Origin of the sequence: Paraburkholderia fungorum, assembly GCF_046026025.1 — a bacterium.
GTDB classification, from domain to species: Bacteria; Pseudomonadota; Gammaproteobacteria; order Burkholderiales; family Burkholderiaceae; genus Paraburkholderia; species Paraburkholderia fungorum_E.
Genome location: NZ_JAQQFL010000002.1, coordinates 277442 through 298769, shown reverse-complemented (window position 1 = coordinate 298769; position 21328 = coordinate 277442). Strand labels below are relative to the sequence as shown.

Annotated in this window: 26 protein-coding genes and 5 tRNA genes; 28 read left to right on the top strand and 3 right to left on the bottom strand. The window is 60.5% G+C overall.

Going from position 1 to position 21328, the window contains the following annotated elements; all coding sequences use genetic code 11:
* Positions 1-38: 38 nt before the first annotated feature.
* From PQR67_RS03525 to PQR67_RS03510, 4 genes are all read left to right on the top strand, one after another.
* Positions 39-1079, top strand: coding sequence for a microcin C ABC transporter permease YejB (locus PQR67_RS03525; protein WP_408454492.1), 1041 nt, complete (start codon positions 39-41; stop codon positions 1077-1079).
* On the top strand, positions 1076-2182 hold the full coding sequence (locus PQR67_RS03520) for an ABC transporter permease (protein ID WP_408454489.1): 1107 nt from the start codon (positions 1076-1078) through the stop codon (positions 2180-2182). The genes PQR67_RS03525 and PQR67_RS03520 overlap by 4 nt, the downstream gene beginning before the upstream one ends.
* 5 nt (positions 2183-2187) lie before the next feature.
* The gene (locus PQR67_RS03515) at positions 2188-3813 is read left to right on the top strand and encodes an ABC transporter ATP-binding protein (protein WP_408454824.1); all 1626 of its coding nucleotides are present in this window, start codon (positions 2188-2190) and stop codon (positions 3811-3813) included.
* Between the two features lie 137 nt (positions 3814-3950).
* Positions 3951-4616 (top strand): C40 family peptidase, encoded by a 666-nt coding sequence (locus tag PQR67_RS03510; protein ID WP_408454487.1) that lies wholly within the window; start codon positions 3951-3953, stop codon positions 4614-4616.
* Positions 4617-4822: 206 nt separating this feature from the next.
* On the opposite strand, the gene PQR67_RS03505 is transcribed toward PQR67_RS03510, so the two are convergent.
* On the bottom strand, positions 4823-5794 hold the full coding sequence (locus PQR67_RS03505; RefSeq protein WP_408454821.1) for a patatin-like phospholipase family protein: 972 nt from the start codon (positions 5792-5794) through the stop codon (positions 4823-4825).
* 412 nt (positions 5795-6206) lie between these two features.
* On the opposite strand from PQR67_RS03505, the gene gltX reads away from it, so the two are divergent.
* The 18 genes from gltX to PQR67_RS03415 all read left to right on the top strand — a co-directional run bounded on the left by gltX (position 6207) and on the right by PQR67_RS03415 (position 16137).
* Positions 6207-7616 carry a glutamate--tRNA ligase gene (gene gltX / locus PQR67_RS03500; RefSeq protein WP_408454485.1) on the top strand — a complete coding sequence of 470 codons (1410 nt, stop codon included), beginning with the start codon at positions 6207-6209 and terminating at the stop codon, positions 7614-7616.
* Between the two features lie 122 nt (positions 7617-7738).
* Positions 7739-7814: transfer RNA gene (locus PQR67_RS03495), tRNA-Ala, on the top strand.
* Between the two features lie 165 nt (positions 7815-7979).
* A tRNA-Glu gene (locus tag PQR67_RS03490) sits at positions 7980-8055 on the top strand.
* An 82-nt stretch (positions 8056-8137) separates the two neighbouring features.
* Positions 8138-8214: transfer RNA gene (locus PQR67_RS03485), tRNA-Asp, on the top strand.
* Positions 8215-8275: 61 nt separating this feature from the next.
* Positions 8276-8351 (top strand) — tRNA-Glu (locus tag PQR67_RS03480).
* 83 nt (positions 8352-8434) lie between these two features.
* Positions 8435-8511 (top strand) — tRNA-Asp (locus PQR67_RS03475).
* Positions 8512-8675: 164 nt separating this feature from the next.
* Positions 8676-9911 (top strand): tyrosine-type recombinase/integrase, encoded by a 1236-nt coding sequence (locus tag PQR67_RS03470; protein WP_408454482.1) that lies wholly within the window; start codon positions 8676-8678, stop codon positions 9909-9911.
* Positions 9912-10001: 90 nt separating this feature from the next.
* Complete coding sequence (locus tag PQR67_RS03465; protein WP_408454480.1) at positions 10002-10784, top strand: hypothetical protein; 783 nt, start codon at positions 10002-10004, stop codon at positions 10782-10784.
* A 161-nt stretch (positions 10785-10945) separates the two neighbouring features.
* The gene (locus tag PQR67_RS03460; protein WP_408454478.1) at positions 10946-11158 is read left to right on the top strand and encodes a helix-turn-helix transcriptional regulator; all 213 of its coding nucleotides are present in this window, start codon (positions 10946-10948) and stop codon (positions 11156-11158) included.
* Positions 11155-11409: a transcriptional coactivator p15/PC4 family protein gene (locus PQR67_RS03455; protein WP_408454475.1), complete on the top strand. Its 255-nt coding sequence runs from the start codon at positions 11155-11157 to the stop codon at positions 11407-11409. The genes PQR67_RS03460 and PQR67_RS03455 overlap by 4 nt, the downstream gene beginning before the upstream one ends.
* A gap of 365 nt (positions 11410-11774) precedes the next feature.
* A complete protein-coding gene (locus tag PQR67_RS03450; protein WP_408454473.1) occupies positions 11775-12329 on the top strand; it encodes a hypothetical protein in 555 nt (184 codons plus the stop codon).
* Positions 12326-12586 (top strand): hypothetical protein, encoded by a 261-nt coding sequence (locus tag PQR67_RS03445; RefSeq protein WP_408454470.1) that lies wholly within the window; start codon positions 12326-12328, stop codon positions 12584-12586. Before PQR67_RS03450 ends, PQR67_RS03445 begins: the two co-directional genes overlap by 4 nt.
* Positions 12583-12819 carry a hypothetical protein gene (locus PQR67_RS03440; RefSeq protein WP_408454467.1) on the top strand — a complete coding sequence of 79 codons (237 nt, stop codon included), beginning with the start codon at positions 12583-12585 and terminating at the stop codon, positions 12817-12819. Before PQR67_RS03445 ends, PQR67_RS03440 begins: the two co-directional genes overlap by 4 nt.
* Positions 12809-13102, top strand: coding sequence for a hypothetical protein (locus PQR67_RS03435; protein ID WP_408454464.1), 294 nt, complete (start codon positions 12809-12811; stop codon positions 13100-13102). Before PQR67_RS03440 ends, PQR67_RS03435 begins: the two co-directional genes overlap by 11 nt.
* The gene (locus PQR67_RS03430) at positions 13099-14997 is read left to right on the top strand and encodes an AAA family ATPase (RefSeq protein WP_408454462.1); all 1899 of its coding nucleotides are present in this window, start codon (positions 13099-13101) and stop codon (positions 14995-14997) included. Before PQR67_RS03435 ends, PQR67_RS03430 begins: the two co-directional genes overlap by 4 nt.
* Positions 14994-15287, top strand: coding sequence for a hypothetical protein (locus PQR67_RS03425; RefSeq protein WP_408454461.1), 294 nt, complete (start codon positions 14994-14996; stop codon positions 15285-15287). The genes PQR67_RS03430 and PQR67_RS03425 overlap by 4 nt, the downstream gene beginning before the upstream one ends.
* Positions 15284-15601 (top strand): hypothetical protein, encoded by a 318-nt coding sequence (locus PQR67_RS03420; protein ID WP_408454458.1) that lies wholly within the window; start codon positions 15284-15286, stop codon positions 15599-15601. The genes PQR67_RS03425 and PQR67_RS03420 overlap by 4 nt, the downstream gene beginning before the upstream one ends.
* Complete coding sequence (locus tag PQR67_RS03415; RefSeq protein ID WP_408454455.1) at positions 15598-16137, top strand: hypothetical protein; 540 nt, start codon at positions 15598-15600, stop codon at positions 16135-16137. Before PQR67_RS03420 ends, PQR67_RS03415 begins: the two co-directional genes overlap by 4 nt.
* Positions 16138-16140: 3 nt before the next feature.
* On the opposite strand, the gene PQR67_RS03410 is transcribed toward PQR67_RS03415, so the two are convergent.
* Entirely contained in the window at positions 16141-16791 is a 651-nt protein-coding gene (locus PQR67_RS03410) for a DUF4145 domain-containing protein (protein ID WP_408454452.1), read from the bottom strand.
* Between the two features lie 129 nt (positions 16792-16920).
* On the opposite strand from PQR67_RS03410, the gene PQR67_RS03405 reads away from it, so the two are divergent.
* From PQR67_RS03405 to PQR67_RS03395, 3 genes are all read left to right on the top strand, one after another.
* Complete coding sequence (locus tag PQR67_RS03405) at positions 16921-17139, top strand: transcriptional regulator (RefSeq protein ID WP_408454450.1); 219 nt, start codon at positions 16921-16923, stop codon at positions 17137-17139.
* 232 nt (positions 17140-17371) lie between these two features.
* Complete coding sequence (locus PQR67_RS03400) at positions 17372-17668, top strand: hypothetical protein (protein ID WP_408454447.1); 297 nt, start codon at positions 17372-17374, stop codon at positions 17666-17668.
* Positions 17669-17700: 32 nt separating this feature from the next.
* Complete coding sequence (locus PQR67_RS03395) at positions 17701-18822, top strand: hypothetical protein (protein ID WP_408454444.1); 1122 nt, start codon at positions 17701-17703, stop codon at positions 18820-18822.
* A gap of 137 nt (positions 18823-18959) precedes the next feature.
* On the opposite strand, the gene PQR67_RS03390 is transcribed toward PQR67_RS03395, so the two are convergent.
* The gene (locus PQR67_RS03390; protein WP_408454441.1) at positions 18960-19244 is read right to left on the bottom strand and encodes a hypothetical protein; all 285 of its coding nucleotides are present in this window, start codon (positions 19242-19244) and stop codon (positions 18960-18962) included.
* 124 nt (positions 19245-19368) lie between these two features.
* On the opposite strand from PQR67_RS03390, the gene PQR67_RS03385 reads away from it, so the two are divergent.
* The 3 genes from PQR67_RS03385 to PQR67_RS03375 are packed head-to-tail and all read left to right on the top strand — an operon-like array spanning position 19369 to position 21328.
* Positions 19369-19554 carry a hypothetical protein gene (locus PQR67_RS03385; RefSeq protein WP_408454439.1) on the top strand — a complete coding sequence of 62 codons (186 nt, stop codon included), beginning with the start codon at positions 19369-19371 and terminating at the stop codon, positions 19552-19554.
* An 8-nt stretch (positions 19555-19562) separates the two neighbouring features.
* On the top strand, positions 19563-20738 hold the full coding sequence (locus tag PQR67_RS03380) for a phage baseplate assembly protein (protein ID WP_408454436.1): 1176 nt from the start codon (positions 19563-19565) through the stop codon (positions 20736-20738).
* A complete protein-coding gene (locus PQR67_RS03375; RefSeq protein ID WP_408454433.1) occupies positions 20735-21328 on the top strand; it encodes a phage baseplate assembly protein V in 594 nt (197 codons plus the stop codon). Before PQR67_RS03380 ends, PQR67_RS03375 begins: the two co-directional genes overlap by 4 nt.

Below are 21328 nucleotides of genomic sequence, written 5' to 3'. Positions count from 1 at the left end.
CGTCATTCATTCACTGCCTTCGCACCGGAACCGACGCCATGTGGAGCTACATCCTCAAACGCCTGCTGTTGATGATCCCGACCTTGCTCGGCGTGCTGACGCTGACCTTCGCCGTGATCCAGTTCGTCCCGGGCGGCCCGGTCGAACAGATGCAGCACGAGTTGCGCAAAGGCGCGGAGAACGGCGCGCCGTTCGGTCTGCGCGCGCATGCCGGCGTCGATGCACAGCAGATCGCGCAACTGAAAGTGCTGTACGGCTTCGATAAACCGCCGCTCGAACGCTATGTCCTGATGCTGAAACGCTTCGCGACATTCGACCTTGGCCAGAGCTATTTCCGTCACCAAAGCGTGTGGTCGCTGATCGTTTCGAAGTTGCCGGTGTCGATCAGCATCGGCTTATGGACCTTCTTCCTGACCTATCTGATATCGGTGCCGCTTGGAATTGCCAAGGCGGTGCGCAACGGCTCGCACTTCGATGTCGCGACGAGCCTTGTGGTGTTGGTCGGGTATGCGATTCCGGGCTTTGTGCTGGGCGTGCTGTTGCTGGTGCTGTTTGGCGGCGGCAGCTTCCTGCAGCTCTTTCCGCTGCGCAATCTCACCTCGGACAACTGGGCGCAATTGAGTCTGGGCGGCAAGATCCTTGATTACCTGTGGCATATCACGTTGCCGATCACGGCCTCGGTGGTGGGCAGCTTCGCTGTCGTCACGATGCTCACGAAAAACGCCTTCCTCGACGAGATCCGCAAACAGTACGTGCTCACCGCGCGCGCCAAAGGTTTGTCCGAAAAGCGCGTGCTGTGGAAGCACGTGTTTCGCAACGCGATGCTGCCGTTGATCGTCGGTTTTCCGTCGGCGTTCATCGCTGCATTTTTCACCGGCAGTCTGCTGATCGAGACGCTGTTTTCGCTCGACGGACTCGGCCTGCTGTCGTACGAATCGGTCGTGCGGCGCGACTATCCGGTCGTGCTCGGCACGTTGTATCTGTTCACGCTGATCGGTCTCGCAACCAATCTGATTTCCGATCTTTGCTATGTGTGGGTCGATCCCCGCATCCAATTCGAACAACTGGAGCGCAGATGAATCGAGCCCGCCTTTCAGCCGATGCGACGGCACGCACCGAACTGGTTCGCGCATTCGTCTCGCCAACGCCTGCGCGACGCGTGTGGCAGCGTTTTCGCCAGCAGCGGCTTGGCTACTGGAGTCTGATCATTTTCGTCGTCGCGTTTGCAGCGAGCCTTGCCGGTCCGCTGTGGTCGAACGACAAACCGCTCGTTGTGCGCTACGAAGGGCAGTTGTATTTTCCGTTGTTCAAGACCTACGCGGAGACCACTTTCGGCGGCGACTTCCCGACGCCGGCCGATTATCTCGACCCGTATATCAAGCATCGTTTTGACGCGCCGGGTAATTTCGCGGTGTATCCACCGAACCGGTACTACTACGACACGCTGAACTATTTCTCGAAGCAGCCGAACCCGGCGCCGCCGTCGCCGGACAACTGGCTCGGTACCGACGACCGCGGGCGCGATCTGTTCGCGCGTCTTCTGTATGGTTTTCGCGTGTCGGTCGAGTTCGGTCTGGTGCTGACCCTGATTGGTACGGTACTCGGGGTTGCCGCCGGCGCGGTACAGGGATATTTCGGAGGACGTATCGACCTTGTCGGGCAGCGGCTGATCGAAATCTGGACCGCCATGCCTCAGTTGTATCTTCTGATCATTTTTGCTTCCATATTCGAGCCGGGCTTCATTCTGTTGATCGTGCTGCTGTCGCTGTTTGGCTGGGTCGGCCTCGCGGCCTATGTGCGCGCGGAGTTTCTGCGCAATCGCCAGCAGGACTACGTGCGCGCGGCACGGGCGATCGGCCTGTCGAACTGGCAGATCATGTGGCGGCATATCTTGCCGAACAGCCTGACGCCGGTGATCACGTTCCTGCCGTTCACCATGAGCGGCTCGATTCTCGCGCTCACCAGCCTCGACTTTCTCGGCCTCGGCGTGCCGTCGCCGACGCCAAGCCTCGGCGAGCTGCTCGCGCAAGGCAAGGCGAATCTCGACGCGTGGTGGATCTCGATGTCCACGTTCGGTGTGCTGGTCGTGTTGCTATTGCTTCTGACCTTCATGGGCGATGCGCTGCGCAATGCGCTGGACACCCGCATCGCCGACGCCATGCGCGCGGGAGGCAGCCAGTGAGCGCCATGGTGGAGAAAGACGTCAAACAAGGCGCGACGCCGCCGCTGCTGGAGATCGATCGTCTGCGCGTGGCCTTCGGCGAGACCGTCGCGGTAAACGATGTAACGCTCGCGATTCACCGCGGCGAGCGGGTCGCGCTGGTCGGCGAATCGGGCTCGGGCAAGAGTGTGACCGCGCTGTCGATCCTGCGTCTGTTGAGCGATGCGCAGGTGAGCGGCACGATCCGTTTCGACGGCGAGGATATGCTCGTCAAAAGCGAGCGTGCGATGCGCGGCATACGCGGATCGGACATCGCGATGATCTTCCAGGAGCCGATGACGGCCCTCAATCCGCTCTATACGGTCGGTGACCAGATTGCGGAGACGATCGTCGTGCACGATGGCGTCGCGGCGAACGAGGCGCGTAAGCGCGCCGTGGCGCTGCTGGGGCGCACGGGCATCGCCGAGCCTGGCAAGCGCGTGAACAGCTATCCGCATCAGCTCTCGGGCGGTCAGCGGCAGCGCGCGATGATCGCGATGGCGCTTGCGTGCCGCCCCCGTCTGTTGCTGGCCGATGAGCCGACCACGGCGCTCGACGTAACGATCCGCGCACAGATCGTCGAACTGCTGCTGGAGTTGCAACGCGACGAAGCCGAAAAGCGTGGCATGGCCGTGCTGCTGATCACGCACGACCTGAATCTGGTGCGCCATTTCGCGCAACGCATCGCGGTGATGGAAAAGGGCGTACTCGTGGAGAGCGGGCCTGTCGAGCAGGTGTTCGAGGCGCCGCAGCATCCCTACACACAACGCCTGCTGGCGAGCCGTCCGGAGCGCACGGTGGTCCCCGTGCTGCCGATTTCACCCGTGCTGCTCGAAGCGCGCGATGTCTCGGTCGACTTCAAAACGAAACTGCCGGGTTTGAGCGGCTGGTTTCGTTCGGGGCATTTTCGCGCGGTCGCCGGTGCAAATGTGTCGGTGCGTCAAGGCGAGACGTTAGGGATCGTCGGCGAATCGGGCTCGGGCAAATCGACGCTGGCGATGGCCTTGCTCGGTCTGCAACGCACGGCGCACGGCGAGATCGAGTTTCAGGGCAGGGCGCTCGGCAGCTATCGCGGCCCCGAACAGACCGCCTTACGCTCGAATATGCAAGTCGTCTTTCAGGATCCGTTCAGTTCGCTGTCGCCACGCCAGACCATTGAGCGGATCGTCGGCGAAGGACTCGCGCTGCATCGGCCGCAGATGAGCCAGGAGGCGCGGCGCGACAAGGTGGTGTCGGTGCTGCGCGAAGTCGGTCTGGACCGCACGGTGCTGTACCGCTATCCGCATGAGTTCTCTGGCGGCCAGCGTCAGCGGATTGCAATCGCGCGTGCACTGGTGCTGGAGCCGCGCATCCTGATCCTCGACGAGCCGACGAGTGCGCTCGACGTGTCGATTCAGCAGCAGGTGCTGAAACTGCTCGCCGGATTGCAGCAGAAGTACAACCTCGGCTTCATTTTCATCAGTCACGATCTGGCCGTGATCGGGGCAATGGCGCATCGAGTCGCGGTCATGCAAAACGGTTCGATCGTCGAAAGCGGTGACGTTGAGCAGATTTTTGCGACACCGGCGCACCCTTACACTCGAAAGCTGCTGAAAGCGGCGCTTGAATACTGATTTTGCACTCTTTCACCAATTGGGTGCGTGTCTCGATTGTATTTTTCTATTTGTTTTGACACACGAATACTTACTGGCTAGTATCGACCAAACTTTTTTTCGTAGCCCACTGATTTTTAGGCAAAAAATACCGACCAATGCAGCACAGAAACCTAACCCAGGCTTGCACGCGCGTCGTCGCCGGGATGTTCATTGGCGTCTTGATGGCAGCAGCTCCCGGCGCGTTCGCCGACGAAGTAAGCAGTTTTAATCAGAATGCCTCATATTCGACCCCCAGCGGGTCGAATTCTTTGTCCCCTCTGGGTTCGCAATCGGCCGCTCCCGACAGCGACGGCGGTGCCAAATCGTTCCTGTCCGGCATGGCCGGCAAAGCGGGCGACGTGGTGGTCGGCGCGCTGAACATGATCGGCGTTCGCTACCGTTGGGGTGGTAATACGCCCGATTCAGGCCTCGATTGCAGCGGCTTCGTTCGCTACGTGTTCCAGGACACGCTCGGTATGGCGCTGCCGCGCCGCGCTGAGGAAATGAGCCGCGTCGGCGAGAAGGTTCGCGTCAGCGACCTGAAGCCGGGCGATCTGGTGTTCTTCAATACAATGCGCCGCACGTTCTCGCACGTCGGCATCTACATCGGTGACAACAAGTTCGTGCATTCGCCTTCCACGGGCAGCACGATCCGTGTCGACGATATGGATAGCGGCTACTGGGAAAAACGCTTCACGGGTGCACGCCGGATCGAGACCTCCTATCAGGATGGTGAAGATCTGCGCAAGCGCGTGAATGCTTCGATCGGCGGTAATCAGTAACCGATCGGCCCGCGCTGAAAGTTCTGGTGTGAAAAAAGCCTGCTTCGTTTGAAGCAGGCTTTTTGCGTTTGAGCGCCTGGTGTCGGGCGCTTGCCGGGATGTCGGTGAATCCTCCGCGCCGTACCCTCCAGCCTGCATCGGCGCTGTGCCCGTGACGGCAGCCCGAGCGTGCCGGTCGGCTTAACCGGCGTTGCCTGCGAGGCCGGTCAAGCCGTGGCGCGGCTCGCGGCCAGCTTGCGCTGCAACTCGGGCATTATCTTCGCTACAGCTTCCTCTCCCGCCAGAATCGCGGCGTTGCGTTGCGAGAAATCGCTGCCGCTCATGGCGGCCAGATTCGGCCGGATCACGATGTCGGCGTACTTGTCGAGCTCATAGGTCTTGATCGTCTGGCCCATGATCGTGAAGGTCTGCATCAGCACATCAAAAGAACTGGCGGTGAGGCCGCTTTCCGGGCGCTGCGAGATGTCCACCGCGATCACGAAATCCGCGCCCATCTTGCGCGCAAACGAGGCCGGCACCGGACTCACCAGGCCGCCGTCCACGTATTCATGCCCGCCGATCTTCACCGGCTCGAAAATCGACGGCACGCTGCACGAAGCGCGCACCGCAACGCCGGTGTTGCCGCGTTGGAACAGGATCGGCTGGCCGGTTTTCAGGTCCGTGGCAACCACGCCGAGCGGCTTGACCATCTTCTCGATCGGACGGTTGTTGAGGGTCGTATTCAGGTAGTTTTGCAGCGCGATGCCTTGCAGAAAACCGCGTGTGCGAAACGGCATGGCCCAGTCGCTGATCGACGCTTCGTCCATGGAGAGCGCGAGCTTGTTCAGCGCAAAGCCGTTCATCCCCGAGGCGTACAGCGCACCGACTACCGAGCCCGCACTGGTGCCGGCCACCAGGTCGACCTGGATATTGCGAGCTTCCAGCGCCTTGATCACACCGATGTGCGCGAAGCCGCGCGCGGCGCCGCCACCCAGCGCAAGGCCGACGCGAATCGGCCGCTGCGGTTTGTCGAGCGGCGGCGTGTTGGCGGTGGGCGTAGCGGCAACCGGCGTGCTGTCGGTCTTGCCGTTGCCGGTTGTGGTGCAGGCGGCCAGCACCGCGGAGGCGGCCGCCAATGAGAAGTTGCGACGGGCGAGGCGAGGGGATGACGGTTTCAACGGGTTCTCCAGCAACGGCATGGGCGGCGCGATCGGAACAAACGGCGCAACCTGTGCCGCGATCAGGCGGATAGTCAAACGGACGGGCCGCCGGCGGCGATCCCATGCGCTGTGGTTCTATCCCCACTCGCAGCGCGCGCACATCATAAATCAAAGCTCAGGGTGCGCGTCGGCCCGGTAATGAAACGTTGCAGAGGAAATTCCCGGACGGCTTGAAGCATGCTTCCCGTGCGTCTTGTGTGCTGCCGTTGTGCTGCCGTTGGCCATTCGGACGAGGGCAGGCAACGCGGGTTCGGAAGGTATAATTCGGCTCGCGCATTTATTTCCTTCGTGTCCGTGCACGGCGTTTTCTGCTGCACGGGCGCGCTCCGCTGCCGCGCTTTACTGGCAATGTCTGTCACGGCGCCGGCGCCTGTCTTCCGAGTAACCGCTAATGACCACCTCCGTCCGTACCCGTTTCGCACCGAGTCCCACCGGCTTCATCCACCTCGGCAACATTCGCTCCGCGCTTTATCCGTGGGCGTTCGCGCGCAAGATGAAAGGGACCTTCGTGCTGCGGATCGAGGACACCGACGTCGAGCGCTCCAGTACCGAAGCTGTCGACGCGATTCTCGACGGCATGGCGTGGCTCGGCCTCGACATCGACGAAGGCCCGTTCTACCAGATGCAGCGCATGGACCGTTACGGCGAAGTGCTTAAACAGATGCAGGACGCGGGGCTCGTGTACCCGTGCTACATGTCTACGGAAGAACTGGACGCACTGCGCGAGCGTCAACGGGAGGCCGGTGAAAAGCCGCGCTATGACGGCACGTGGCGTCCGGAACCCGGCAAGGTCTTGCCGGAGCCGCCGGCGGGCGTGCAGCCCGTGCTGCGCTTTCGCAATCCGCTCACGGGTGTGGTTGCGTGGGACGACGCCGTGAAGGGCCGCATCGAAATCTCGAACGAGGAACTCGACGACCTCGTGATCGCGCGCCCGGACGGTACGCCGACTTACAACTTCTGCGTGGTGGTCGACGATCTGGACATGCGCATCACCCACGTGATTCGCGGCGACGATCACGTGAACAATACGCCGCGCCAGATCAACATCCTGCGTGCGCTCGGCGCGGAACCGCCGGTTTACGCGCACTTGCCGACCGTGTTGAACGAGCAGGGCGAGAAGATGAGCAAGCGTCACGGCGCGATGAGCGTGATGGGTTATCGCGACGCCGGCTTTCTGCCGGAAGCGGTGGTCAATTATCTGGCGCGTCTGGGCTGGTCGCATGGCGACGCGGAAATCTTCACGCGTGAGCAGTTCGTCGAATGGTTCGATCTGGAGCATCTGGGCAAGTCACCGGCTCAGTACGACCACGACAAGCTGAACTGGCTCAATGCGCATTACATCAAGGAAGCGGACAACGCGCGCCTCGCGGCGCTCGCCGAGCCTTTCTTCGCCGAACTCGGCATCGACGAAGCCGCTATTGCGCAAGGCGCCGATCTGACTTCGGTGGTGGGGTTGCTGAAGGACCGCGCGTCCACGGTGAAGGAGATCGCGGAGAACGCCGCGATGTTCTATCGCGTGCCGGCGCCTGAAGCCGAGGCGCTCGCGCAGCACGTCACGGATATTGTGCGTCCGGCGCTTGCCGATCTGGCTGCATCGCTCAAGACGGTGGAGTGGACCAAGGAGGCGATCGCTGCAACGTTGAAGGCAACGCTCGGCGCACACAAGCTGAAGATGCCGCAACTGGCCATGCCGGTTCGTCTGCTGGTGGCGGGCACGACGCACACACCGTCGATCGACAGCGTGCTGATGCTGTTTGGCCGTGATGTTGTCGTGAGCCGTATCGAAAAAGCGTTGGCTTGAGCGTATTCGCGCCTGCCTTGAGAGGGTTTGCATGCGACTTGCGAAAAAAGTCGCATGCAATTGCTCAAAGGGTATTTACAAAGCGCAAATTGGCCTCTAAAATCTCGTTTCTGTTCTGCAAGGGGGGTATAGCTCAGCTGGGAGAGCGCTTGCATGGCATGCAAGAGGTCAGCGGTTCGATCCCGCTTACCTCCACCATCAGAGCAGAGTGAAGTGGTTCCGAAGTCTGGAGCTTGTAGCAAAAAAGACTTCACAAACAGTTGTAACGTAGTTAGAATATCGGTCTTTGCTGCAAACGAAACGAAATTAGCCGAAAGTTAGGCTGAGTTAGCAGCAAGATAAAGACAGATCTGAAAAGATTATGTCCCCTTCGTCTAGAGGCCTAGGACATCACCCTTTCACGGTGAGTACAGGGGTTCGAATCCCCTAGGGGACGCCAAACATCAGCGTCGCTTGGTAGCAGTAAAGCAGCGCAGCTTGCAGAGAAAAAACCAACGCTCGCAAGTCATGATAGGCAAACTGGAGTGGTAGTTCAGTTGGTTAGAATACCGGCCTGTCACGCCGGGGGTCGCGGGTTCGAGTCCCGTCCACTCCGCCAGACAAAGCCCGTTCATACAAACCTGAACGGGCTTTTTCATTAAATGTGTAAGCAGTACGTTGTCCCCTTCGTCTAGAGGCCTAGGACATCACCCTTTCACGGTGAGTACAGGGGTTCGAATCCCCTAGGGGACGCCAGCAACATCAGCGTCGCTTGGTGAGTAGTATGAGCGGTGCAGGTGGTGAGTGAGCCAGGCTCACAAGCCACGGTGCAAAAATCTGGAGCGGTAGTTCAGTTGGTTAGAATACCGGCCTGTCACGCCGGGGGTCGCGGGTTCGAGTCCCGTCCGCTCCGCCAGATTATCTAAAAGGTTCCGTCCGGAACTGTCCAGAATAGATCGCTCAAAGCCATATGCAGTAAGGCTTTGAGCGCATCGCCTGAAATCCAAACCATCCAAATTCGTTGCAAATAGTCCGGTTCAGTCGTAAATTCTTTGGTGGGTCTTTTGGTGGGTAGCGCCAATGCCGAAAATTGCGAAAGAACTGGGAGCTCTGGCCGTGTCGCGTTTGTCCGCGCCGGGCAGGCATGCGGTCGGCCATGTCGCCGGCCTTGCGCTGCAAATTACCCCCAGCGGCGCGCGCTCGTGGGTGCTGCGGGTAACGGTAGGGAAGGGGCGCCGTGAGATAGGCCTAGGTGCGTATCCCGGCGTCTCACTGAAAGCGGCCCAGGAAATGGCCCAGGTGAAACGGAACGAGATCGCCGATGGCGTCGATCCGGTGCTCGCGCGCAAAGAGGCCGCCAGTCGCCTCCGCGCCGATCAGACAATGGAAGTGACCTTCGAGGAAGCAGCTCGCCGCTTCATCAAGGCCAAATCGCCGGAGTGGAGCAATCTGAAGCACGCGGAGCAATGGAAATACACTCTGCGCGAATACGCCAACCCGATCATCGGGAAGCTGCAGGTTCGGCACGTGACGCGAGCGCACGTCGTCGAGATACTCGAGCCCATTTGGACGACCAAAACAGAAACCGCGTCGCGCGTTCGCGGTCGTCTCGAATCGATCCTTGACTGGGCTCGCGTGAAAGGCTTCCGGGAGGAGGGGATCAACCCCGCCGCCTGGAAGGGAAATCTCGACAAGATCCTCTCTGCACCCAGCAAGACCAGACGCGTTCGCAATCACCCAGCACTACCGATTGAGCAGATGGGAACCTTCATGATGACGTTGCGAGCCACCGAAGGGATGGGACCACGCTGTCTTGAATTTGTCATTCTCACGGCGGCGCGCTCTGGCGAGGCACGGTTCGCGCGGCGCAGCGAGTTCGACCTCGATCGGGGCATTTGGTCCGTTCCGGCGGAGCGCATGAAGGCGAAGAAGGAACACCGCGTACCCTTGTCGCCGGCCGCTATAGCGCTGTTCAAATCACTTCCGGCCGGCGATCCCGACGACTTCATATTCCCAGGCGTCCGCGGCAACGTGCTATCCGACATGACGTTGACGATGCTCTTGCGGCGGCAAAAGCTCGGCGTCACCGCGCATGGATTCCGATCGACCTTTCGGGATTGGGCAAGCGAATACACGAACTATCCGCGCGAACTGGCGGAGGTCGCGCTCGCCCACCTCAAGGGCGACGCGACCGAGGCAGCCTATTGGCGAGGTGATGTACTGGAAAAACGTCGACGCATGATGATCGATTGGGCCGATTTCATCGCGACGCCGCGAGAGCCCGGCGCCGTCATTCCGCTGCACAAGCACGCGTAGCCGGTCTGCTGTGCTTAGCCCAGCAGGATCAGAGGCGGGCACCGTGGCCGGTCAGCACGCATTTCAAATGGTGTTTTGCTAGAGGGCAGCATGTACAAATACATTCCGCGCTTCGACGAGGATCAGGCAGGCGAGAAGGAACTTTACGAGTTAGGCCTTGGGGGCATGGTTGCAGAAGCACTCAAGTTTTGCCAGCCTGAGTGGTACGGACTTGAAGCGCGAGCGACTCCCGAGCAGATTGCCGAGCTTTCTCTGTTTGTGCGACTGGTTGAGGAGCGTGGGAATGAATTGATGATGGCCGAGGCCGGCGATGACTTTTCGCCGGGCTTTGGATTGCCGATCCTGCTTCTCTCATACCTGAGCGATCGCGATGCATACGAGTATCTTCCTGATCCCTTCGTCGGCTGCCTCGATCTATCGCAGGAACGCACGATGCTCGAGCCGATCGTTCCCATGCTGCTGGGAGCACAGGCTCTTGGTCAGCTCGACGAAGCCATTTCTTTGCTAAAGGACAATCGAGCCACCCAGTCCGTCAAGCATATCGCGCGCGCCAGCGAATCGATTTCCATGGCAAGCGGCTTGGCGTCCTACATTGAGTGCGAGCGCGACGCCCGCACGTCTGAGACTCGACGAAAAGCCCACATCTCGGCCAAAGGTGGCCGAGCTAGGGGCGATCGCTACCGCGAAGTCCGCGAGTGGGTGATTGAGCAATTCAAAGGAAACCTATGGTCGTCTCCTCGCCAGGCAGCAAAGGCTCTAGCACCTGAAGCACTCGAATTGTCAAAGGCAAAAGAGCGCGACTTGAGCGAGGATCGCGTCTTCGATACGGTCTACGAATGGATCCGCGACGAGCTGAAGCGCTCGGCTAGCTGACCACGCGGGTGCCGAGCAAACGCACACGAATAGCGAGCACGCGTGCGCGTATTGTTGGCACGCGCATGCGTTTGCCGGGCATACGCCTATGTCCTTCGGATTGATCCATATTTAATACGTGTCGACCCGCCCAATCCCGGGCGTCTATCAAGTCGATACGGATGAAATCAGCAGACAAGCTTAGCAACTTCGACAGGCTGCCGAATGCGGCCGGTGTTGATGTCCATACCGTAGCCGCGCTCTGCGGCTGCACCATTTCCACCGTCTGGGAACGTTCTCGAAAGAACGCTCTTCCGAAACCTCGCAAGATCGGCGGCTCGGCTCGTTGGAACGTCGGCGAACTGCGTAAGGTGCTGCAGGGAGAGCCGGCATGATTAACGCTGCCGAATTGCGTCACGGCGACGTGCCAGTGCTCGACCTTCAGAAGAACGCCCGCGAGAGGCTGCGCATCACGCACACGACGTTCAAAGGGCGCCCTTACATCGATTTGCGCGTCTGGTTCGTCGATGAGGCTGGCGACTACCTACCGTCACGCGCCGGCGTCTCCATTCGTCCGGAGCACCTCGCTGAGGTAATGCGCGGGTTGGCTCTGGCTGGTCGCGAATTGCCGACGGGAGGTGCATGATGCCCTCAAAAAACCTGTTGACGCGGGTAAACCGACGGCGCTATCCTGAAACCGTCGCTGAAACAACAGCGATCAGGTTTGGCGACCTGGACCATGTAAGCGCACAGCCGCGCAGAGCGGCTTTTTTGTGCGTATCGCCTTCGCGCGCCTCTTTCAATGGGCGGGCCTTGGTGGGGAGACCTTCGGGTCTGCCGGGTGCTTACGTGACCGGTTCGCCAACCCCGCCTTGTGCCCGCTCACCCCATTTGGCGATGGGATGCGGGATAACCGCTCACGTAAGAGGTCGCATCATGCGTCATATCCATGCACGTCCTGTGCAAACATCTCTCCCGAATTCCCTCACCGCTCTTCACAAAGGCGACCGTGTGCGCAGCGTGCACGCTGGCCGCGTCGGAACCGCAATCAAGGTGTATCCAGATGGTTCAGCGGCCGTCGCCTGGGACGACGGCGTTCCGCAACCCGAAGGCCTCGCGCACGAACGGATGCCGCGGGCACTGCTCGAGTTGCTCGGGCAGTCGGGCCCCGATCGCGCCGAACAGGCCGCATCTGTTTCGAAGATCGTCGCCGACGGATTGCGTGCTGCCGTGCTCGCTCCGGACTTGGCAAGCGCACTGGACGCCGCTGGCGGGGCGCTGATCGACATTGCAAACCTCGCGAGTGGCGATCGGCCGTCGACGCATGGCCAATACGCTTACGAGTCGTTTTGCGACGCGCGAGATGCCGCCGATCAAACGATGCGTGTGCTCGACCGTGTCTCGTATCTCTTTGAAGCGATCGCACGGCTCGCGTGCGACGCTGACGGGGCAATCGAGGATCTGGCGTCGGTCGGTCGAGAACTCGCCGACGCCGAGACTGACCGGATCGATCGCGTGTTCACGCGCCTCGCTCATCAAACGATCGCAGGCGAGGTGCAATCATGAGCACCTCCGCTAAGAAGCTCGGCGCTGTCCTCAAGCGCCTGCAGGATCTCCGCGCGTGCGGGGTCGACAACTATTCGAAGCTTAGCTCGCTCTTCATCGCGCTGAGAACGATGACCCCTAACGCCACGGCGTCGGATGTCGCTGATATTGGCCGCTTCGTCGCCGAGGATATGAGCAGTGAATTTGAAGTCGAGCTCGATAGCCTTATCGGGCTGCTGGATGGCTTGATCAAGCAGACGGAGGGCCGCTCGCAATGAATGACCTCAAGGTAAATGGTGACGCGTTCGAACGCGCTCACACAATCTCAATGCAACTGCGTGCGCTTCTAGCCGCTTGCACCGGAGAGGGCGGCGAGGCCTTCCGAAGTCTCAATGACGAGCTGCAGGACAACTATTTGTGGTTGGCCAGCGACCTCGCCGCCGAAATCGAAAAGACTCTCAGCGGCGCGCACACGCCGGCTGAAACTGAGGAGGTGAGCAATGATCAATAAACCTGAACTGGTCCAACGCGCCCACGCAGAACTTTGTGCCGCGGCAGGTGGCTTCGAACGAGCTGGCGCGGTGTTCCGAGCGGTCTTTACTGCGTTGATACAAGGCGACGGATGCTCGTCTCCGGATGTTCTCTCGCTGGTCCAAGTCGGCAGCGCGCTTTGCGACACCTATGCGGGCCGAGCCGATGACGAGGGCGGCTATTTCGAAGACTTACTTTTTTCTTCGCGTGAGCGTCCCGCTGAGGACTCCTCACAGGGCACAGCAGAGGGAGGTAGCGCTTGAACGCCCGTCATCAAGCAACTCAACACGACGACGAAGCCGTGTTCTCAGCGGAGGCCGAGCAGTCGGTTCTCGGCGGTCTGCTACTAGAAAACGGCTCGTGGGATCGGGTATCGGGCTTGATTGGGGAGGAGCACTTTTACCGTGCTGATCACCGACTGATTTTCCAGCACATTACCAAGATGATCACGTCCACTCAGCCGGCGGACGTGGTCACGGTTTTCGAGTCGCTGCAGGCGTCTGGAAATGCTGAGAAAGCCGGAGGCCTCGCATACCTGAATGCGCTGGCGCAGAACACCCCCGGCGTGGCAAACATTCTCCGCTATGCCGAAATCGTGGTCGAGCGCGCGCGGCGACGCGATGTCCTCTCTGCCGCAGAGAGAATCCGGACGACCGCCCTTAATCCGAATGGAGAGACGGCGGCGTCGATCATCGAGCAGGCTCGCGCAACGTTGGACCGAATCTCGGTGGGTGGCGCCGACGTGCGTAAGCGCGCTCGAGCGTCAGTGATCCTCTCCCGGGCATCGGACATTGCACCCGAGGGGATTGATTGGCTCTGGCAGAACTGGGTGCCCGCCGGGAAGTTGTCTATTCTCGCTGGCCAGCCAGGGTGCGGTAAAACAACGATCGCCCTCTCGATCGCAGCGACCGTCTCACGCGGCGGCGATTGGCCCGACGGCACGAAGTGCACGGAGCCTCGCAACGTGCTCATCTGGACAGGCGAGGACGGCCTGGCTGACACGCTCGTGCCGCGTCTGCATGCTGCAGGGGCTGACTGCACACGAATCTGGTTCGTGGAGTCGGTAGAGGGTGAGGACGGCAAATTGTTGCCGTTCGATCCCAGTCGTGACGTCCCAATCCTCTCCGAGCGAATTCAACAGATGGGGGGCGCCGGTCTGCTCATCGTCGATCCGATAATCAGCGTGGTCAACGGAGACGGCCACAAGTCGATCGACGTGCGTAGATCCCTTCAGCCGCTCCTCGACCTTGGCACCGTTCACGACTGTGCAATCTTCGGAATTACGCACTTCTCGAAGGGTTCCAAGGCCTCGGCGCCGATCGACCGTATCCTCGGATCCCAGGCTTTCGGCGCGGCAGCGCGGATGATTCTGATCGCCGGCAAGGATGAGTCGTCTGACCGCCGGATCCTCGCCAAGTCGAAATGCAACATCGCTATCGAGAGCGGCGCCTTCGAATACATTATCGATGTGGTCGACGAGGGCGGAATTCCATCAAGCCGCGTCGCGTGGGGAGATCCGGTGGAAGGGTCTGCCCGCGATATTCTGCGCGAGATCGAAGCGGACGACCTTGAGGGCGAGGAAGACGCGCAGACGCGCGCCTCGAAGTTCGAACGCGTGCGTTGCATGCTCTATGAGTGGCTGCGGCCCTTCATGAGCACCAAGGAGATGAAAGCGGCCGCCGCGGCCGAGGGGATCAGCTGGCGGACCGTGGAGCGCGCCAAGGACGCCGAAATCGAGACCGGGGCAAAGATCCGCGCAGTGAAGCAAGGAAAGGATTGGGGCTGGAATTGGGACAATTACGGGGCCAACCACAGGGACGCACCGGCGAAATCAACTCCGCCACTTACCCTCGTTTCAAGTCCGCCAAGAAATCAACTCCGCCAAGACGATGGCGGAGTTGAATCCCTTACCCAGCAAGGCTTTCCGGTCAAGTCCGCCACTCCGCCATCGATTCAGGAACCCCCGCGCGCGCATGCGCACACGCACGCGCGCGCACACGTGCCCTCTGGCGGAGTTGATTTTTTGGCGGACTTGACCGGAAACGCAAGCCCAGCAAGGCAATCAACTCCGCCATCAAGTCCGCCAAGTAAAAATCATGGCGGACTTGAATCGGAGGCTGGCGGAGTTGACGCCGATGCGGAGGAGACCGGCCTATGAACTCACCCGACTACCTCGACCTGCTTGCCGAACACGTTGTTCGTTGCACTGCCGTCAACAATCGCGCAGAGCGGATAGTCGTCGAGCGCGGCGTCATCGAAGCGATGGGTCACGTACTCGACCCCGGCGCCAACACCGACGAGCGAGCAATGCGGCAGGGCTGGGATTACCTTTGCCTTGAAGTCGGCGCGTTGCCGCGGCGGATGCGCAATCTGTTCGTCGCAGGATTCATCGGTATAGTCGCTTCGTATCGAGCCCAAGAGCGAGCCAAGCGGGAGAGCGTTCGATGAGCACTAGCATCGAGCCGACACACTTGCCCGAGGTCGAGATCGAGCGATTGGTGCCGCTTGAGACATGGCTGCACGAAAATAGGCGCATGCGTTCGATCTGGCGCCACGGCAGTCCGCGGTTGCGCGAACCGGCGGATATGAGCAAATGGCTGCGCCGGCACGAGGGTCGGCTAACGAAGTGCGGCGCCGTGATGCGCTTGGGTAAAGCCTGGCGAATTGTCGAACCGGCGTTCCGAACGGTGCTGTTCGAGATACTGACCGAGGAGCGCGAAGCGTCGGCGAGCAGCAAGGATCGGCAGAAGGCATCGAAATGACCAAACCGGAAACCGAATATCACTTCCCGCCCGTCGAGCGGGCTCTCACGGATCTGGAGATCTTCCAGATCGCAGGGGAGTTGCGCAGCGATCGCGGAACGCCCGATCAGGCGCGCGCGTTGATGGCTCAGTTTGTCTCCAGCGCCTACACGAACGAGGGACCGTCGCGAGAGCTGATCACGTTCGTGCGTGATGCGCTAGCCGAATCTCTCGACGGTAAGTCGCTGGACGTAGCGTTCCGATTGAAAAAGGGACGGCGCGGTCGCCCAACGGCCGATGTGCGTGTGGGCATCCAACTCGCGAAGGTTATGTTGAGACACTGTGTGGTCCACGATTCGACCGTCGAGGCGGCGGCGCTGGAGGCTGTCGCGGTGTGCGGTAGCAACCCCACAAGTGCCTGGGCTGCATTCCGAGATCACAAGACAAAAGCGCTGCAAGAGATGCGTATGTGCACGGACGGCCCTCCGGAGGTAAATGAGGCGTTTCCCCAACATCGCGATCGGATCATCCGGCTGTTCGGCGTCGCTATCGCGTAGCGGCTAGCTGCTGAATTTGGTCAGGAGGAAGCTCTCCACGAACCCGATGATGCTGCTGACATCGGGTTCCGTGAGTTTGTCCCACTGAGCGTGCAAAGCTGCGTTACGAAGTTTTGGCATAGCGTCCAAGAGCGTCTTTTGCGCCCCTCCGACCAAGCCGGCGCCTTTCAGCAGATTGACGACGTCCTGCATGGTCTTGTCGCCGACGTCTAGCCCTTGCGTGAGTGCGTATCGCTTCAGCGCGTCCTCAAGGGCGGCACTCGCCAGAACGGCCGCGACGTCCTTGTGTCCCTCTGACAGCGCGTGGCGTGCGAGTAACACGAAGTCGCCGAACACCTCGCCTGAGACGCGCAGGTCCACGTCGAAAACATACCCGCCTTCGAAATCGTCCTTGGCCGATAGAAACACGGCGTTCATTCCCTTGACGGAGCCCTCATAGCCGTTGCAAAGACCGTACGACGTCATGAAGTTCTGATAATGCGGCGACTCCATACCAAAAACGGCGCAAATTAGGTTTTGTGCACTCGTTGCCCATTGTCGCCACTGGCCGAACTCGTTATACCGCTCCTCGCCGTATTCGGGAGCATCGAAACGGATAGACCCAAAGCTGGCGGCAAGCTCAGTGAATCGACGGCTGAAGGTTTCTTTCAACATATGGCGCCCGAAGAGGTTCGAATTCGAAGTTTGATTTTCGCTTCGGGAAAATAGCACGAATTTTCCGCAGTGATTTCGCGTACCGCGTCGCCCATGATCTTGTCATCCGTTGCCAATCGAGCACATGTGATGACAAGCCGTACCAGCCTACCCCTGACGACCCTCGCCAGCTTTGGCGAGCTTCCTGACATTGCCCGCGTACGACTCCCGGTGGTGGCAGCCCTGTATGCCTGCACGCCGCGCACGGTGCATCGCCGTGTTGAGGCTGGCGTTATCCCCAAACCCGAAAAACGCGGCGGCGTGCTGATGTGGCGCGTCGGCGATCTGCGGCGCGACCTCGGCGCCTAACCAACCTGCAGAAGGAACCATGAGAACCTCGAAACGAACGCCAATCGCCGCTATGCCACACGCGCATCTGCTTGGCCTCGACTTGCCGACACCTGCCGCCGCGACCCGCGTGCCGACGCGCGCAGCGGCGAGCGCCGCCCCCGTGCTACCGCGCCCCATCAGCGGCGACCGCACTACCTCGACCAGCAAGCCTGCACGACCGACTGCCAGCAAACAACAGGGTGCGACCGCGATGCCGTTCTCGAAGCTCATGAATGGGTTCCGCGCACCATCGACCGCCACTCGGGCGGTACCCGACAAGACGATGCGCTTCCCCGAAATGGTCGGGGGTGTTGCGACTGGTCGCCGAATCGAGGTGCGCGTCCCCAGCTCGGCCACGCCGAAGATTGATGCGGGAGCAACGGCAAAGAAGATCCTCGCCGCTGGCGAACGCGCTGCTACTGGAGACAAGTCTCGCGGATCCATTTCAGCCAATTCAGCGGCAGCTCGCATCATCGCTGCCGGCGAGCGCGCCGGCGGCAAAGCCTGATCTACCAGCCATCACCAACAGGCCAATCCAACATGAAGAAAGTCTCTCAGCTCAGCAAGGCAATCGCGGCGCAGAAAGCCACGATCGATCAGTTGCAGGCTAATCGCAACCTGGAGCAAAAGCAGATCGACGCGCTGTTGACGCGCACTACCGTCAGCGATGGCCTGCGCGTCCAGATCCAGCGGTTGAAAGCCCAGGCGCTTGCCGACGGCAAGACAGTCGATACCTCAACCCTCGAGGCGCAGCTCGCCAAGGCGGAGGAACAACGCACCGCGGCGATCGAAGCTGCTCGCGTGTCTGCGGAAGCGATCGAAACGATCGACGCGGGCCTCGGTCTGGCCAGCGCCGCCCTGGGGGAGCTCGAAGCACAGGCAAAGGATGCTGTCACCGATGAACTTATGACGGCGCACGACGCGCATCAGCAACGCTATGTCGAAGCGGTTCAAGCAATGCAGTCTGCGGTTATCGGGATGGCAGCCACCGAGCGAGCGTGGCACTTCGCCCTCCGGAACACCACCGCCAAATTCCCGGGTTACGGCGCCCAGTTGCTGGCCGATCTCCGCGATACGGGCGTGCGCGTGCCCTGGAGCGCGTCGCGGCTGCGCGATCCCGCGGTGGCCGCTGGTTACGTCGACGGATACCAGACGCACTGGTTCATGCCCGAATGGATTGACCCGCAGACCTTTGGCGTCGGTGACAAAGAGACGGCTGAGTTCGTCACCGCGATACAGAAAACCGGCTTCAAGTGCGCGGCGTTCACACCGGCCGTTCCGCCGGCTTCGGAAAAGATGGTCATGGTCCGGGTGCTGCGCGGCGTGATCCAGAAGCGCAGTCAGAAACGCACGGCAGCCGGCGTTGCGATCGTGGGGCCTGACATGAATTTCGGCCCAGGCCAAGACGTTGAGATCGAAGAGCGGTCGGCCAGACACCTCCAGAAAACCGGACATATTGCGATCCACGGCGAAGACGACTTACCGACACGACGGGAAGAACCTCAACTGCCTGAGCGGATCGATGCAATCAAGACCGATCACAACGTCTCGTTCAATCGGGAGGGTCAGTCCGTCGATCGTTATCGCGGGAATTTTCACGCACTCGACCTCGCCGCCTACGCTGTTGATCTGGGTCAATCCAGCAATAGCGAGGGTGCCTGACATGGCGACCGTGACCGGATCTTTGGTGTTCGTGCACGAGCGCGACCTGTCCCGCGTGAGCCTGGTTATGCAGGCCCACGAGGACACGCCAATCGAAGTGGTACGAGCAGTGTCAGCCGCGTTGGGCGAGATTGGTGCTAGCGTGGGTCCCGGTTTCGCGACTCTTCATGGCCACACGCCGAGCACTTCATCGTGTCCAGCTTCGTGCCCGCAAAACCAAACTCGGGATGGGGAATCGACTTGATGACCTTGAATGCAGCCTTTCTACATACCGGGCAAATCTCGCCGCCGGCCTGTGACAACTGGGCCTCCAGTTTGGCCAAACGTGCCTTTAGCTCATCGATCTCGGCGGGCGCCGCAACGATGCGTTTCCAGCCGGGGACGCGTTCCAGCGTCTTCATGATGTCTTCGAGCAGTCCCATGAGGGTTCCTTTTTGTTGTGAAACGGTTGGTGTCGGAACCACCGATTCTAAACGTGGACGGTACCCTCACCTTAACAATGAGTCCGCCGCCACAGCGGCGCATGATGTTCCCAGGGAGAAGCAAATGACGAAACCGAATCTCGGTTCCTCCGGCGAAGCCGTCAAAGGGGCGCCCCCCCCCAATGACATGCAGGTGATCGTTCTGAAGGTGCCCGACGGATTCAAGCCGTCGACGACGGTCGAAAATGCGCCGGAGGTGCCCCCGGTGAAACCGGCGCGCATTGCCTTCCCGTTCGAAGAAATCCGATAGGGCGCACGATGCTCGACGCCAAGTTCGAACCTAACGACGTCACTTTGGTGGTGTCGACCTGTCACCGCGGCAGCGTTGGACTTCAGAGCTACACGACATCCAACAGCCGAACCATCTCCGGATGGACCAATGTTCGCGTGTCGCGCGGTATCGATCGCTGTCCGTCCGACTTCGAAGTGTCGTTCACCGAACCATACGAAGACGTCGACAGTGTGCTGGTGCAGCCGGGCGACGAATGCGAGGTGTACTTCGGGACCGACCTGATCCTTTCCGGCTTCGTCGATCGGTACCTGCCGAGCTTCAATGCCAACGAGCACATCATCCGTATCACCGGCCGCAACAAGTGCCAGGACCTGGTCGATTGCGCGGCGTTCTGGCCAAACGGCCAGATGCTCAATCTGACCGTGCTTCAGATCGCAAAAAATCTGTGCGGCGCCTACGGCATCACCGTCAATATGGCCGTCGGTACCAATCTTGGGGCGGCGATCGCACAACAGAATGTCATGGCTGGTGAGACGAGCTATGACATCCTTGAGCGCCTATGCCGCTATCGGGGCTTGCTCCTTTACGATCAGCCGGACGGGAGCCTTCTGATCGCGAGCGGAGGCACGCAGCCAGGCTCGAGCGTGGCAGCTCCCATCGGAACAAGGACGGCGGCAAGCGGCTTTAAGCAGGGCGTCAATGTCCAGTCGGCGTCGGCGATGTTCGGCATGGATCAGCGGTTCAGCAACTACGACGCGCTTTATCAGGGTCTCGACACACTGAAGGACATCGGGCAGGGCGGCAATCTGATCAGCCATGTGGCAGATGGCACCGTTCCTCGCTTTCGCTATCGTGTCATCGTTTCGGAGAACGTGGCTGGCGGCCCGATAGTCGCCGAGCAACGCGTGAACTGGGAAATGGCCAGTCGGTATGGTCGGTCATTTCAAGTACGTTTGACGACTGATACATGGCGTGACTCGGCCGGCAAACTGTTCGAACCCAACGTTCTCGTTCCGATTGACCTGCCCGGTCTGAAGCTGTCGACGCGGACATGGCTGATCTCTGATGTTACGTACAAGCGCAGTGAGAGCGGCACCACTGCAGATCTGACGATCATGCCGCCGGAAGCGTTCTATCAGGAACCGATCATTCTCAATCCTATCTCGCCTGACATCGCCACCGTGAGCAATGCAAACCAATGAACGAAACCAACATGGATCGTCTGTTCATGAGGCTGCGCGGGCTGTTCGGCCGCGGTCGTGTGACGCTTGTCGACGACAGTGGGGCTGTCCAGCAGATGCAAGTCACGATGAGCGACTTGAACTGCGCCGACGACCGCTATCGGGTAGCCGAATTCGGCTTCACATCCTCCCCTCCGATCGGATCTGACGTCCTCACGTTGCATGTCGCGGGAGACATCAGCGCCGGCGCGGTATTCGCGACAAACCATCAGCAATCGCGGCCAACAGGCCTGCAGGCCGGCGAGTCGATGCTGTACAGCGAGGATGGCAAACAGGTCTACATGACAGCGTCCGGCGGCATCGTGGTCAACGCGAACAATCAGGATGTGACGGTCAATGGTGCGACGACGGTGACGATCAACGCCGCGACTGAAGTGCTGATGAATACGCCGATCCTCAAGGTGTTGGGCGACATCATCGACAACTTCGGATCGAACTCGCACTCGATGGCGCAGATGCGTGAGATTTACGATACCCACACGCACCCAGTGCCGAATGTGCAATTGGGCGGCCCAGGTACCACTACAAGTGCCCCGAGCCAGACGGAATAG